The following is a 13,350-nucleotide window of genomic DNA, read 5'->3' as shown; positions in this document are numbered from 1 at the left end:
ATACTTGGATTTAACCCTACAACAAATCGTCGAAGGCTTGCCGAAGTCCCTTTTAAACGCTACTGACAGAGATTTGGAAGGTTTCCAAAAGATTATAGAAGAAGCAATTAAGTTAAGAGAGGGCCACAGAAATCTGCAAAAAATGATAAAGAACTTCTCTACCTCTACCATTCGCACCTAAAACATTTGAATGCACAAAAAATAGGAAGGTGCCAGTTTTACACCTTCCTTTGTCTTATTTACTTTTTCAAATGATATGGGACCGTCGTGACAATCACGTTTCTGCGATATAGTAAAAAGGATCGGATTAGCAGGCTGGATTGATTATGGAGAATGTTTTCCCAACTGTGCTTTGGCATAAATTGCGGAATGACGACAGTAACACGGAAATTGGCCTCACTTGCTTTATTTTCAACAGTATCAACGAACTTCGTTAATGGATTAATGATACTCCTGTAATGAGAATGCAGCGTCACAAGGCGGATATCCGGGTGCCATTTTTTCCATTTCTCTTCGAATTTATGCTCGTCCTCTCTTTCAAACGCGACATAAACAGCAATAATTTGATCAGGCTTCAGCGATTTTGCATAATTGATCGAATTTTCGACCACATGGGTAATACCCGCCACAGGGACGACAATGACATTCCCTTCAATCGGAACAGCTGGCTCGCAATCGGAAATTCTAAGCTGGTCCCCGACTGCTTCATAATGTTTTTTAATCCTGTGGAACAGAAGGATAATCAATGGCAAAAAGATTAATATTGGCCAAACCCGTGAAAATTTTGTAACGAAAAAGATGAGTGTTACTGTAAAACTGATTAGGGCCCCGGTGGTATTAATAACAAATTTTAATCCCCAGCCATTTGGTTTTTCGCGAAGCCATTTGACCATCATACCTGTTTGTGACAAGGTAAACGGTATAAACACCCCGACGGCATAAAGCGGAATAAGATGCTCTGTCTCCGCATGAAAGGCAAGAATTAAGATCATAGACGCCGCACCAAGAATAATGATTCCATTCGAATACCCTAATCGGTCTCCTCTAACCAGGAACATTCTCGGGATGAATTTATCTTTTGCCAAATTGACCGACAATAGTGGAAACGCAGAATACCCCGTGTTTGCGGCCAAAATCAAGATCAAGGCTGTAGTTCCCTGTATAAAGTAGTACATGAAATTCCGCCCAAAGGTGTGTTCAGCTATTTGTGAAACAACGGTTACCTCTGCTCTAGGCACGATGCCGTAATAATAAGCCAAAAAGACAATTCCCGAAAATAGAGCCGCAAGCAGAATTCCCATTGCCATTAAAGTTTTGGCGGCGTTTTTGGGTGCCGGATCTTTAAAGTTTGGAATAGCATTCGAAATCGCTTCAACACCTGTTAAGGCAGAGCTTCCGGAAGCAAATGCCCTTAATAAAATAAACAAACTGATCCCAGCCACTGGCGTCCCTATTGGAGTATGTAAGGCAGGCGAAATTTGGCCAGTCATGATTTTATATAAACCTACACCAACTAAAATAAACAAAGCTAGGACAAAAAGGTATACAGGATAGGCTAAAATGGACGCAGACTCTGTTACTCCCCTTAAATTTAAAAGGGTAATGAATAGAACAAATAGAATCGCAATCCCCACATTATCGCCATGCAAATTAGGAAACGCTGAAGTGATGGCATCAGTTCCGGCGGATACACTGACAGCAACCGTTAAAATATAATCCACTAACAGAGAGCCTCCGGCCACCAGCCCGGAATTCACTCCCAAATTACTCTTCGACACCACATAGGCTCCGCCGCCGTGCGGATAAGCAAAGATGATTTGCCGATAAGACAAGATAAGTGCAGTTAAAAGAATCAATACGCCGACGGCGATCGGAATGGAATACCAGAATGCGGTCGCTCCAACTGTCACGAGGACAATTAAAATCTGCTCAGGACCATAAGCCACTGACGACAACGCATCCGAAGAAAGAATCGCCAAAGCTTTTGTTTTATTAATTTTTTGTTCTCCTAGTTCATGTGATTTCAGAGGCCTCCCTATCAAGAACCTTTTTACAGAAGAAAACATTCATGTCACCGCCAAATTTCATAAGTTGTAAGTAAGTTTCCCTATTTTCCGCAAAATAAAAAGTGCCTCCAAGTCATTACGAATAGACCTGTAGACACATCATTTCTTTTGCATCACAAGCTCCGCCTTCCTACTCAATATAACGCTTGCGAGGTTAGCTGTCGGGTTCGGGCCTTTGAGTAGCCCTGCCTGAAAGGATTCACCCCTAGGATTATTTACTAATCCAGAACAATGGTTCCCCCGCACCTATCGGTTTCAGCGATTTAGAAATTTGAAACTGTGAATATCATACTCCCGTGTTCGCTTGTTGTAAATGATTTTTTTTATAGATAAACGGTTATGTTAAGTAACGGGACAAGCGATTATTCCATAAAATAGTCAAAAGGAGGATTTTCATGCGTAACGAAAAAAATCCTATTATATCTGATGAATTTTTAAACGAGCTAGTGAAAGACATTAACGAGGAATTTGGGTGGGACACGGTTGAACAAAATGTCGAGCATTATGACCATGAAACACATAAAAATTGAGATGTCTAATAAGAGTGAAAACAGACTACGATGTAAAAAATCGTAGTCTGTTTTATTTAACAGAAGGTAGTTATAATATTATGAGTTACTATTAGAAGCCGCGAACCGGATGAGGGACATAAGGTTCTTCCAAATAGGCCACTTCTTCCGGGGTGAGTTTAATCGAGATTGCTGCAACTGCATCTTCAAGATGAGGCATTTTCGTGACCCCAATGATAGGTGCTGTAACAGGTGCTTTTTGCAGCACCCACGCAAGTGCAATTTGTGCACGGGGAACCTCCCGTTTTGCGGCTAATTCCGCTACACGTTCGACGATTTTACGGTCCGCCTCAATTGCAGATGTGTAAAGTGTTTTTCCAAATTCATCTGTCTGGGATCGGGAAGTCGTTTCTACCCAGTCGCGGGTCAGCTTCCCTCTTGCCAGCGGACTCCAAGGAATTACACCGATTTTCTCTTCCCGGCAGAGCGGCAGCATTTCGCGTTCCTCTTCACGATAAAGAAGGTTTAAGTGGTTCTGCATGGAAACGAACTTCGTCCATCCGTTACGCTCAGCAATATTTTGTGCTTTCATAAATTGCCACGCATACATGGATGAAGCGCCTATATATCTGGCCTTACCGGCCTTCACCACATCATGCAGTGCTTCCATTGTCTCTTCAATAGGCGTCTTGTAGTCCCAGCGGTGTATCTGATACAGGTCGACATAATCAGTCCCTAGGCGCTTTAGGCTGTTATCGATTTCTGCCATAATAGCTTTTCTGGAGAGCCCTCCACCATTCGGGCCTTTATGCATGCGCATGTACACTTTGGTTGCAATGACAATCTCATCCCGGTTTGCAAACTCCTTCAGGGCGCGGCCGACAATTTCCTCACTTGTTCCGTCTGAATAGGCGTTTGCCGTGTCAAAAAAGTTGATGCCATCATCAAGTGCCTTTTTAATAATCGGGCGGCTTAGTTCTTCGTTAAGCACCCACTGGTGAGTTCCTCGCTCAGGAACACCGAAACTCATGCAGCCAAGACATAACCGGGAAACATCTAACCCTGTATTACCAAGCTTAACGTAATCCATCATGTATGTACCTTCTTTCAATTTGGTTTCAACTTAACTATAATATATTTTGGATAATTTTTACATAATGCATTTTTCGCATTTTTAATTGATTATAAATTTTAGGAGGATTTACGAATGGGTGAATTAAATCTATTATTCCGCAAAAGAATTGGGTACCCCCAAGAGGAAACTGTTACCTTTGAAAAAGTAGACACCATTCTTGATAAAACAGCAAAATCCATTCCCTTTGAAAATTTGTGCATCATCGCTAATAAAACTGCCGAAATTTCAAAAGAAAATCTGAAAACAGAATCCTATTAAAAAATGAAGGCGGACTTTGTTATGACCTTAACACCATTCTCTATTATTTTTTAATAGAAAATGGTTTTAATGTCTCCTTAGTTCAGGGTGTAGTATACAATCATATTGCCAATCAATGGAGTTCTACCGGAAGAACTCATGTGGCGATTGTCATCACCCACAACGAGTACCGATACCTCATCGACACAGGTTTCGGGGGGAACCTGCCATTGAAGTCCGTCCCATTCAGTGGGGAAATCGTAACATCCCAAAATGGAGAATTCCGCATCGAGCAAACCAACACAGAGCATGGAAATTACATTTTGCATATGAAACTAAAGCATAAAGACCGAGATTGGAAGATGGGCTATGCTTTTGACACCAGGAAATCCGTAGATGAATCTGATTTAAATGAGGTGCAGAAAATCATCATCGAGCACCCCGAATCCTCTTTTAATAAAAAGCCATTGATCACCAGGTTCACCGACAGGGGTAACTTAATCCTTACTGACACTTCGTTAACCGAGTGGACGGATGGAAAAATGGTCAAAAAGGATATTGACCCAGAGCAGTTTAAATTGATTGCCAAAGAACAATTTGGAATTTGAGACTAAAATAAAAAGGCATGGTCCGTGATTGCCACGCCTTCTTATTTTGACCTTTAGATGATAATTCCACCATACCTCCCGTTCACCAATTTCATGCATATCAACAATTAGAATTTATGTAAAAAGAAGAGTATGATAATAATATCTAACTATAAGAGGGACTTAGATGTAATGCTAGCATCTAGTTAAAACAAAATAAAGGAGTCTTCAAAAAATGAGTTACATTCAACGTGGGACACGCACCTTTAAAATGGTAAACCTAGCATTATTTGCAGGCGGTTTTAGTACCTTTGCCATTCTTTGGGGAACACAGCCCCTCCTGCCAGATTTTGCTCAGGAATTTCATATTTCGCCGGCGGTTTCCAGTTTAAGCTTGTCTTCCACTACGATTGCCTTATCTCTCAGTCTTTTAATAGCCGGTTCTTTATCGGAGGTATTTGGACGTAAATCAATCATGACGATCGCATTATTTACCTCGTCCATCCTATCCATTTTAACGGCTTTTACACCAAATTTTCATTTACTGATTTTAAGTCGGATCTTGCAAGGCATTGCGCTTGCTGGCCTGCCGGCAGTAGCGATGGCCTATTTAGGCGAGGAAATCGAAGGCAAAAGCTTAGGAATGGCAATGGGGTTATATATCAGCGGGAATTCCATAGGCGGAATGGCAGGAAGGATTATCAGCGGCATTTTAACCGATTATTTCAGCTGGCATGTCGCCTTAATTGGCGTTGGCATTATTAGTTTACTGGCAAGCTTTGTTTTCTGGCTGATTTTGCCTAAATCTACACATTTCACACCGCAAAAATTAGCCATTAAAAAACTGGCAACTTCATTGTTCAGCCAATTTAAAGAACCGGGTCTCATTTATCTATTTATCATTGGATTTTTATTAATGGGCAGCTTTGTCTCTTTATACAACTATATTGGCTTTGAGCTCATTAAGCCTCCTTATTCATTAAGTCAAACGCTGGTTGGATTTATTTTCATCGTGTATTTAGTAGGAACCTTTAGCTCCACTTGGATGGGTATGCTGGCCGACCAGCATGGAAAAAAGAAAATTATACAGCTGTCTTTGGTCATCTTATTAATTGGTGCCTGCATCACGCTAAATACCCATTTATGGATCAAAATCTTGGGAATCGCCATCTTTACCTACGGCTTTTTCGCCGGCCATTCGATTGCCAGCGGCTGGGTAGGCAAGGCCGCAACTCGTGATAAGGCACAAGCCGCATCATTATACTTATTTTTCTATTATGCTGGTTCGAGCATTGGAGGAACAGCAAGTGGAACAATGTACAGCCAATTCGGATGGCACGGGGTTGTCTACATGATTGCGATTCTTGCCATTGTTTCAATTGGAATATCGATTCGTTTAGGGATGATAACCAACAGAAAATTAAAATTATCTTCCATTAAAGGATTAAAGCATAGCAGTTAAAAAACAACAACGTCACAGCTATTTTCATCGATTGGCCAACCGTATATTCACTTGGTAAAGCAGATAGCTAATTACCCATGTTAAAAGAGAAAAAGTTAAGGCAATGCTGGAAAAAGCAAGCACATAGGCATTATACTCCGCCAGCTTAGTAACGGCCCGGTACGTATCAAAACCAAAGATTCCGGCCGTCAGATTCCATAGGACGAGAAGGAAAAATATCATCCCAAGTCCTCTGGCGGAGCCTTTAATGTCTGCCCAGCTTAAAGCTATATGCGAAGAAATACAAATGGCCAGCACAAAATAAACCCAAAATAACGGGTTCAGCAAATTTTCTAAGGTAAATAAATTCTTACTAAAAACGACTACGACTTCCCATACGGTCAATAGTAAATGCAAATCAACTTTTTCAAAGGTTATATGCTGTGCAATAAAAGAATCAAGTGTTGCAAAAGATTGTGGAACTAGCAAATACATTCCTAATAGCAACGACCCAATGCCGCTAAAAATTGGCCCCAACCCTATAAAAAAATTCCCCGCCTGCTGATACATACTGTTCGGGTTATATTGGTGGCGCACGAAACCAAGCATGCCATCAGGGCTATTAAGCTGAAGCAGCTTCACCTGTGTCACCTTATGCCCCCATAAAAAGCACTGCAGCAGATGCCCAATTTCATGAATAGGAACACCAATCCACGCCGTAGCAAGCACCCCTTTTGCTCCAAATGCCCGATATAAAAATGAATTAGAATAACGTTCAAGCACGCCTAAAATCAAGCCTACCAGGATGATGACACCGAAAAGATACGCTAGTTCAAGCAAACTTATCAGCAAAATATTGAAAAAGGATGTGAGGATGCTCATATCATAGCTCCTTTAAAATTCATTATTCAATATCCATTTTATACCTATTTGAATTCATTTAAAAACACAATAAAGCTTGGGCTATTCCAAAGCTTTATTGTGTATATCAATGCACGTAATCTACAAATTCTCCTTAATAAAAGCTGCAGCATCACTGTAAATGCCGCCTTGGTTTGCGTACTTGATGTAATTTTTAATTGTTGTTAACCACTCAATCGTTGTCGGCTTCGTGACCTTGATGGCATCGAGTAAATCTTCCATTGTAATTAGACGTTCGCTGCCGCCATGCATAATCTCCGATAACACATTTTCTGCCGCCATCTCGACAACATTCTCAATATCCGCACCTGAATAGAGCGGGGTTTGATCTGCAAGGACGTCATAAACCATCCCCTTTTCAACCGGCCTGCCGCGAAGTTTTAATTCAAAAATGATCTTTCTGGCTTCCTTGTCCGGTGGAGGAACAAAGACGAGCTTGTCAAATCTGCCTGGGCGCTTAAACGCATCATCCACGTCCCACGGCATATTGGTAGCCCCGATAATGAGTAATTTATCATTCGTCGATTCAACACTCTGGAGCTCATTCAGCATCGTATCCACTAGTGGACGCATCACATCGGAACGGGATTTTGAACGGCTGAAGCCAAGCGCATCCAATTCATCGAAGAACAACACAGCAGGAGCATTCCCTCGTGCCCTTTCGAAGGCATTATGCAAATTCTGCTCACTTACTCCAACAAATGGATCGAGAATTTCTGAGATGTGGATCGGATAAAAATTTGCCCGACATTCCCCGGCTGTTGCTTTGGCAATAAACGTCTTTCCGCATCCCGGCGGTCCATACAACAAAATACCTCCGCCAGCCTTCTTACGAAATTTCGCAAAAAGACCAGGATTCATGAACGGTTTGATAATTTTCATCTCGATGGTTTTCTTTAAATCGCCAAGACCGCCAACCTCATCAAATGTTACTCTTTTTGGAATTCGATTCTCAATAGAAATGACATTGCTCTGTTTTATTCCCTCAATGACTTTAAAGCCTTTATTATTTTCTTGTGAATGAAAAGGAGTGAGCACTTCGTTATCTATATCTGCAGGCATGACTCTTGGTTTAACCGTTTCAATTGTGACTAAACTAGGATTCTCAAAATCTCTTAGAGCAGAAAGAACCATCTCTGTAAGGGTCGGATCATCACTCTTTACAGCGAATGAAAAAGAGTGCAGCGCTTCAGAAAGCTGACTGCTTTTTAAATATTCCTCCCCGAGCAAATACCAGACCTGACAATTGTCCGCGTCCCTTTCCAAAATCGACTGGTAAATCTCTATTTTATTCATCTAAAGCCTACCTTTCACAAACCATTTATATAATAAAAGTGCAGTCCACGAATAAATGGCATACAGAACATAGATTATAGCAATGATGATTAGCGGGATGTAAAGCTCCATCCAATTTAACAATAACGCCATCACCATAAAGGTAATCCAGACCACAGCCGGCCCGCCAATTTTATCAACAAAACGCTGGGGAGCAAATAAAGGGTGAGTTAATGAGTCGTATTCCCCAAGCAAAGCTAGAATATTTTGGTCAGCAGGATTCAGCAGAAATGCTTGCCGATAACATTCTTTCGCCTCCTTGACTTCTCCTTTTAAGGCATGGTACATGGCAATGTTGGTCAGGTTTTGAACCTCATCTGTTGAAGTCTCAAGTACATTCCGGATGTATTCTTGCTGCTTTTTAGAATCCGCTTTTGCAAAATAAAATTGTAAGATAAGCTGATTCACTCTATCACTGAAAGGTTCCAATTCCCTGGCTTGTTCCAGGAGAGCATGTGCTTTTTTATCATGGCCTGCTTGAAGCATCAAATAACCGTAGGAAGCAATCAACTCACCATTAAGCGGATCAATTTTAAGCGCAGCCAAAAAGGCTTCTTCTGCATCTTTATACATCCCTACATGCTGATAGGTCGATCCGATGAAGTGGTATCCGATTACTTCGCTATACCCAAATTGCATTGCTTCACGACAAAGTTTCCTAGCTTCTTCAAAGTCTTCACGAGACATCTCTACCACTGCCATTTGAAACAGAGCAGTGGCGTTTTTAGGGTCTTGTCTTAGCTGGTTTTCTATGATTGGAGCCGCCGCTTCATACCTTCCTAAATGAAAATAATGCTCGATGACAGCAGCATCATTTTCTTTTATCTGAATTGTCATAGATCATCACTCCACCCTACCAGTCAGGATAAAGGCCGTAACCATGATAGCCAACTGAATGATGCAGCCAAGAATAATCCAGAGAAGCGCCTGCTTAAATAAAGGCTTAATTTCGCCATTTGTAACTAAATGCTGCTGAAATGGCTTGTTCAACATATATTTGTATAGTAGAAACAAAAGAATAGAAAGAATTTGCATAGAATAACGAGGCATTCTGTTTCCTTCAGTAAAAGCGCCATCGGCATACATGTAAAAAATAACACCTTGTGCAATCAGAACAAGAATACTAGCGACCAGCAGCATATTAGTTTTTGCCTTGGGTACATTCAGCCACTTGGCGTTCCTAATGCCAAGCACCATCATGGGAATTGGGCCGCCTAAAAAGGCAACGAGAAAAAAGCGGTTGATATCATACGATTTAGTTTGGTTCCAGCCATCGTTTAGCGAAGGCTGAAAAAGGTCATAATTCGGTTTAGACATAGACTCCCCCTGAAAAATTTCTATATAATTCTAATCCTATAATCCCAAAAATCAAAAAACTGTCAATAGTTTCTTATAGAAAATAACACCTGCCATTTATCCTTCATTTTTACAATTGCCGTATGTATAGAAATGGAATAAAATGAATGAAAGAGTAAAATTTTACTAGATTATAGGGCTGGTGAGGAATTTGTACGAATTCAAGCTGCGCAATATTCTTAGACAAGTGAAAAGCCAAAATCCGCAGAAACGCTATGAAGCCCTTGGGCAGCTATTCGAATATAAACAGCAGGAAGGGCTAGAGGTACAGATTGATCTTTTGAAAAATATGATCAAAACGGCGGCATCCAAATTTCCCGAGCGCGTCGACCATTGGGATAACCCTTCCTATTTCCTCATCGATTTCGTTTGTGATTTTTCCAGACCGGAAGTTGCCGAGGGACTTATCAGGCATTTTGATAGTTTTGACATTCAGGCGAAAGAACGGGCAATTGACTTCTTAATTTTAACGGAAGACGAAGAGATTTTTTCTTTTTTGGAAGAAAAAATTGTCCAATTAATCAAGACAAATGATTTTATTATCCCTTACCGGCAATTGGCGCCCTATCCCACATTGCTAAAAGGGATTCTTGATGCCTCGCTGGACATGCTTGAATCCCAGCGTTTTAAATTTTCAACCTATGACATGCTGCTGTCGTTGAATGCCTCTGGTTATGAAAAGGGATATCAAAAAAAAGTAGTTCTGCCCATTTTGTTAGAGGACTACATGACAGAAAAGCAGGAATATTTGAAATTTGACCCAGATTATACCACAAAATATGTGTATACTGCCTGGAAGGATAGTTATTTTATTGTTCGAAATCGTATGAGGCTGTTCTTAAATTTGATGGAATATTATTTTACTCCTGAGGTGGAAATAGAACTTCAGCAGGCTTTAAAATTCCGTGACCCATTTTTGAAAACAGAAGCGCTACTTTTGTGCATTGTTAAAAACCTTCCTTACGATGACAGCATCTTAAAGGATTGCGCTACACATATCGAGACGGCAGAAATGGTCTACTGGGAATTGAAGGATCGGAATATGGAGCAACTGTACCCTATTCATGAGGGCAAGCAGCCTCATTTGGCCAAGACCCGGCTTTTTACCACCATTATCAAATTGCCGGAGGAAGACAATAGGATTGTCCATTATCCGGACGACATCCAGGTTCAAGATAAAATGGAGATGGAAAATTACTATGGCCAGCCGGTGCGGTACTATTTAATGAGCTTTAAGGAGCATGACCGTGGGTATGTGGGTTGGGTTGGTGCGTATGCCCTTGAAGATGGGGAAGATACCGCCGTCCTTTGGAACGATTCCTATACGGATTATGTGGAATTTGATTCAGCGCCGATCGAAAAGCACAAGCAAGACTTTTTCAAGGAACGGGCCGAAGAAAAGCTGAATTATGATAATAATGTATACTTCCAAAGCTCTCCTAAGCTTAGCAGAGGTGCATGGTTCTTCATCGCCCTGGCAATTGTGCATTGGATACGCGAGATATTATCCGGTTATGCGGAAAACTCCCTTCTTATCTCAATTTTCTTCACCGTGGTTGGCGGCGCACTGTGTTATTTGGAATTCTATAAGAATAAAAAGAGAAAAGTATTGATTATCGGCCAACAGCTGGTAAAGCAGGATGGTGCCAAGCAACAAAGCATTGGCATTCAGGAAATCAAAAAGGTTGAGTATGACAAGAAAAACGTGCTCGTCTACAATAAGAAAAATGAACTTGCCTTCAAATTCCCGATTAGATGGGTCCACTATGAATTGTTCTATATGTACATGAAGGAGCACTCGGGGCATTTGAAGAACCGGCCGTTTATACAGGGGTAAGTAGAAGTTGGTGGTTAAAAACAGCCGTGACCATAAATCTAAAAAGGATTCCCTCTTAGTGCCTGACAGACACCAGTGGGAATCCTCTTAAAATTATGCAGGCGTGGCCTGCGGTTCTAATTTTTCAATTTCCAACGTTTTAATATGGTAGCCGTCGACTTCGAGGACTTTAAATGCAAAGTCTCCATACTGGATTTTGTCACCTTCGCTGACGTCAATCTTTTCAGAAAGTACCCAGCCGCCGATGGTATCCATTTCTGAATCATCAAGGTCTAGTCCGAATAAATCGTTGACTTCTTCAATCAAAACTTTACCATCCACGATGGTTTTGGTTTCGTTGATGTGATTGATTTCAGGCATTTCGTCAGCGTCAAATTCGTCGCGGATTTCACCGACGATTTCTTCCAAAATGTCCTCAACAGTCACCAATCCTGCTGTACCGCCATATTCGTCCATTAAAATCGCCATATGAATCCGTTCTTTTTGCATTTTCACCAAAAGCTTGTCAATATCAATGGATTCAAACACCTGAATGGCAGGACGAACATATTGGTCAATCGTTGCGTCCAACTGATTACCAGAAATAAAGTCCGTTAAGACTTCCTTCATATTCACCATACCGACGATGTTGTCTTTCTCCCCATCGATCACCGGGTATCTCGTGTAATTCTCATTCTTCATAATTTCGAGACATTCGGCTACAGTTTGCGATTTGTCAAATGCTGCAATTTCGGTCCTTGGTACCATGATTTCTTTGGCAATCCGATTATTAAATTCAAAAATGTTGTTAACATAATGATATTCCGATTGATTAATTTCCCCGCTTTTAAAGCTTTCAGAAATGATGATTTGCAGTTCTTCCTCTGAGTGTGCCTGCTCATGTTCCGAGGAAAGCTTCAATCCAAAGAGTCCTGTTATAAATCGTGCCGAGCCGTTTAACGCTTTTACAAACGGATAGGCAATTCTATAGAAAAGAATCATCGGCCTTGCCAATATTAATGTAACTTTCTCAGCTTTTTGAATGGCTAATGTTTTCGGTGCCAGCTCCCCGACAACCACGTGGATAAACGTGACCAATGTAAAGGCAATTACAAATGAAGCAATAGTTGTCACTGATTCAGGTAGACTCAAGCTTACGAACAGCGGATGTAAAATATGTTCCACTGTCGGTTCACCTAACCAACCTAACCCTAAGGCTGTAACGGTTATACCTAATTGACATGCAGATAAATATTCATCTAGATTTGAAATAATTTTTCTTGCGGCAATGGCACTTTTATTTCCCTCGGCCACAAGCTGGTCAATCCGCGTGCTGCGGACTTTAACAATAGCAAATTCGTAAGCTACGAAAAATGCAGTAAAAGCTATTAGAATAGCAATTACAAATAAATTAATAATGGTCAATAGAATCCTTACTTACGAAATGTGTAAGCAAGGAATACACCTCCTGTTTTTTGAAAAAATTAGTTTAATAGTAATAACAAGGTTTGTGCCAACGTGACACCCTGGGGTGACAGCTTATTGACAACCATTTCTTTTTCGTGTTCGTTTAATTTTTGCAGAAACGGTTCGATGATTTTTATTTCCTCTTTCAGATGCTGCATAATGTTGGCAATCTGTTCAACGTGTTTTTCAACTTTTTCTTTGTCAATGCCGCAGTCCGCTTTCATCAGTTCAATGAAGGACTTGATTTCTTCAAGCGGCATATTCAAATTTTTGTAATGCTCCACTAAGTTTAAGACTTGAACGCTCTCTTCTCCGTACAATCGATAATTTGAATTTGCCCGCACAGGGTTCAGTAAGCCTATTTGGGTATAGTAATCGATTGTTCGTTTGGAGAGGTTCATAACTGCTGCTAGTTCACCAATTCGATACAACTTCCCAACTTACTCACCCCTTCCAATTTTATATTTACTATACCACATT

General features: G+C 40.9%; 14 protein-coding genes and 1 riboswitch. Of the genes, 6 read left to right on the top strand and 8 right to left on the bottom strand.

Features of this window, described 5'->3' with window-relative positions; genetic code table 11:
• The first annotated feature begins 4 nt into the window (after positions 1-4).
• Positions 5-181 carry a hypothetical protein gene (locus V5M37_RS12750; RefSeq protein WP_213140174.1) on the top strand — a complete coding sequence of 59 codons (177 nt, stop codon included), beginning with the start codon at positions 5-7 and terminating at the stop codon, positions 179-181.
• 58 nt (positions 182-239) lie between these two features.
• Here V5M37_RS12750 and V5M37_RS12745 read toward each other — a convergent pair whose 3' ends face one another.
• The gene (locus tag V5M37_RS12745; RefSeq protein WP_423802251.1) at positions 240-2,066 is read right to left on the bottom strand and encodes an APC family permease; all 1,827 of its coding nucleotides are present in this window, start codon (positions 2,064-2,066) and stop codon (positions 240-242) included.
• 128 nt (positions 2,067-2,194) lie between these two features.
• Positions 2,195-2,337, bottom strand: a riboswitch (cyclic di-AMP (ydaO/yuaA leader).
• Positions 2,338-2,461: 124 nt separating this feature from the next.
• Here V5M37_RS12745 and V5M37_RS12740 point away from each other — a divergent pair.
• The gene (locus V5M37_RS12740; RefSeq protein WP_423802250.1) at positions 2,462-2,596 is read left to right on the top strand and encodes a hypothetical protein; all 135 of its coding nucleotides are present in this window, start codon (positions 2,462-2,464) and stop codon (positions 2,594-2,596) included.
• Positions 2,597-2,687: 91 nt separating this feature from the next.
• On the opposite strand, the gene V5M37_RS12735 is transcribed toward V5M37_RS12740, so the two are convergent.
• Positions 2,688-3,665: an aldo/keto reductase gene (locus V5M37_RS12735; RefSeq protein WP_213140176.1), complete on the bottom strand. Its 978-nt coding sequence runs from the start codon at positions 3,663-3,665 to the stop codon at positions 2,688-2,690.
• 117 nt (positions 3,666-3,782) lie between these two features.
• Here V5M37_RS12735 and V5M37_RS12730 point away from each other — a divergent pair, with 117 nt between their 5' ends.
• The 3 genes from V5M37_RS12730 (at position 3,783) to V5M37_RS12720 (ending at position 5,996) form a co-directional block, all read left to right on the top strand.
• Positions 3,783-3,968: a hypothetical protein gene (locus V5M37_RS12730; RefSeq protein ID WP_423802249.1), complete on the top strand. Its 186-nt coding sequence runs from the start codon at positions 3,783-3,785 to the stop codon at positions 3,966-3,968.
• Positions 3,959-4,555 carry an arylamine N-acetyltransferase family protein gene (locus V5M37_RS12725; RefSeq protein ID WP_423802621.1) on the top strand — a complete coding sequence of 199 codons (597 nt, stop codon included), beginning with the start codon at positions 3,959-3,961 and terminating at the stop codon, positions 4,553-4,555. The genes V5M37_RS12730 and V5M37_RS12725 overlap by 10 nt, the downstream gene beginning before the upstream one ends.
• A gap of 214 nt (positions 4,556-4,769) precedes the next feature.
• Positions 4,770-5,996 carry an MFS transporter gene (locus V5M37_RS12720; protein WP_423802248.1) on the top strand — a complete coding sequence of 409 codons (1,227 nt, stop codon included), beginning with the start codon at positions 4,770-4,772 and terminating at the stop codon, positions 5,994-5,996.
• A 24-nt stretch (positions 5,997-6,020) separates the two neighbouring features.
• On the opposite strand, the gene V5M37_RS12715 is transcribed toward V5M37_RS12720, so the two are convergent.
• From V5M37_RS12715 to V5M37_RS12700, 4 genes are all read right to left on the bottom strand, one after another.
• Entirely contained in the window at positions 6,021-6,857 is an 837-nt protein-coding gene (locus V5M37_RS12715; protein ID WP_423802247.1) for a hypothetical protein, read from the bottom strand.
• 120 nt (positions 6,858-6,977) lie between these two features.
• Positions 6,978-8,192 carry an AAA family ATPase gene (locus V5M37_RS12710; RefSeq protein ID WP_423802246.1) on the bottom strand — a complete coding sequence of 405 codons (1,215 nt, stop codon included), beginning with the start codon at positions 8,190-8,192 and terminating at the stop codon, positions 6,978-6,980.
• Positions 8,193-9,068, bottom strand: a complete 876-nt coding sequence (locus V5M37_RS12705) for a tetratricopeptide repeat protein (protein ID WP_423802245.1) — start codon at positions 9,066-9,068, stop codon at positions 8,193-8,195.
• Between the two features lie 6 nt (positions 9,069-9,074).
• Complete coding sequence (locus tag V5M37_RS12700; RefSeq protein WP_423802244.1) at positions 9,075-9,548, bottom strand: hypothetical protein; 474 nt, start codon at positions 9,546-9,548, stop codon at positions 9,075-9,077.
• A 190-nt stretch (positions 9,549-9,738) separates the two neighbouring features.
• On the opposite strand from V5M37_RS12700, the gene V5M37_RS12695 reads away from it, so the two are divergent.
• Entirely contained in the window at positions 9,739-11,424 is a 1,686-nt protein-coding gene (locus V5M37_RS12695; protein WP_423802243.1) for a hypothetical protein, read from the top strand.
• A 93-nt stretch (positions 11,425-11,517) separates the two neighbouring features.
• On the opposite strand, the gene V5M37_RS12690 is transcribed toward V5M37_RS12695, so the two are convergent.
• Together V5M37_RS12690 and V5M37_RS12685 are read right to left on the bottom strand one after the other, a co-directional pair.
• Positions 11,518-12,828, bottom strand: coding sequence for a hemolysin family protein (locus tag V5M37_RS12690; RefSeq protein ID WP_423802242.1), 1,311 nt, complete (start codon positions 12,826-12,828; stop codon positions 11,518-11,520).
• Positions 12,829-12,887: 59 nt separating this feature from the next.
• Positions 12,888-13,301, bottom strand: a complete 414-nt coding sequence (locus tag V5M37_RS12685) for a MerR family transcriptional regulator (RefSeq protein ID WP_423802241.1) — start codon at positions 13,299-13,301, stop codon at positions 12,888-12,890.
• Between the last annotated feature and the right edge of the window lie 49 nt (positions 13,302-13,350).

The organism is Neobacillus sp. SAB-20_R2A, from assembly GCF_049568635.1.
Classification (GTDB): Bacteria; Bacillota; Bacilli; order Bacillales; family Cytobacillaceae; genus Neobacillus; species Neobacillus citreus.
The sequence above is the reverse complement of the archived record's forward strand: the minus strand, read 5'-3'. Positions and strand labels throughout refer to the sequence as shown.

Bases quoted from the DNA above. Each gene is read 5' to 3' on its own strand.
- V5M37_RS12745 (WP_423802251.1), bottom strand. From the start codon at position 2,066: ATGTTTTCTTCTGTAAAAAGGTTCTTGATAGGGAGGCCTCTGAAATCA.
- V5M37_RS12705 (WP_423802245.1), bottom strand. From the start codon at position 9,068: ATGACAATTCAGATAAAAGAAAATGATGCTGCTGTCATCGAGCATTAT.
- V5M37_RS12710 (WP_423802246.1), bottom strand. From the start codon at position 8,192: ATGAATAAAATAGAGATTTACCAGTCGATTTTGGAAAGGGACGCGGAC.
- V5M37_RS12715 (WP_423802247.1), bottom strand. From the start codon at position 6,857: ATGAGCATCCTCACATCCTTTTTCAATATTTTGCTGATAAGTTTGCTT.
- V5M37_RS12735 (WP_213140176.1), bottom strand. From the start codon at position 3,665: ATGGATTACGTTAAGCTTGGTAATACAGGGTTAGATGTTTCCCGGTTA.
- V5M37_RS12720 (WP_423802248.1), top strand. From the start codon at position 4,770: ATGAGTTACATTCAACGTGGGACACGCACCTTTAAAATGGTAAACCTA.
- V5M37_RS12730 (WP_423802249.1), top strand. From the start codon at position 3,783: ATGGGTGAATTAAATCTATTATTCCGCAAAAGAATTGGGTACCCCCAA.
- V5M37_RS12700 (WP_423802244.1), bottom strand. From the start codon at position 9,548: ATGTCTAAACCGAATTATGACCTTTTTCAGCCTTCGCTAAACGATGGC.
- V5M37_RS12740 (WP_423802250.1), top strand. From the start codon at position 2,462: ATGCGTAACGAAAAAAATCCTATTATATCTGATGAATTTTTAAACGAG.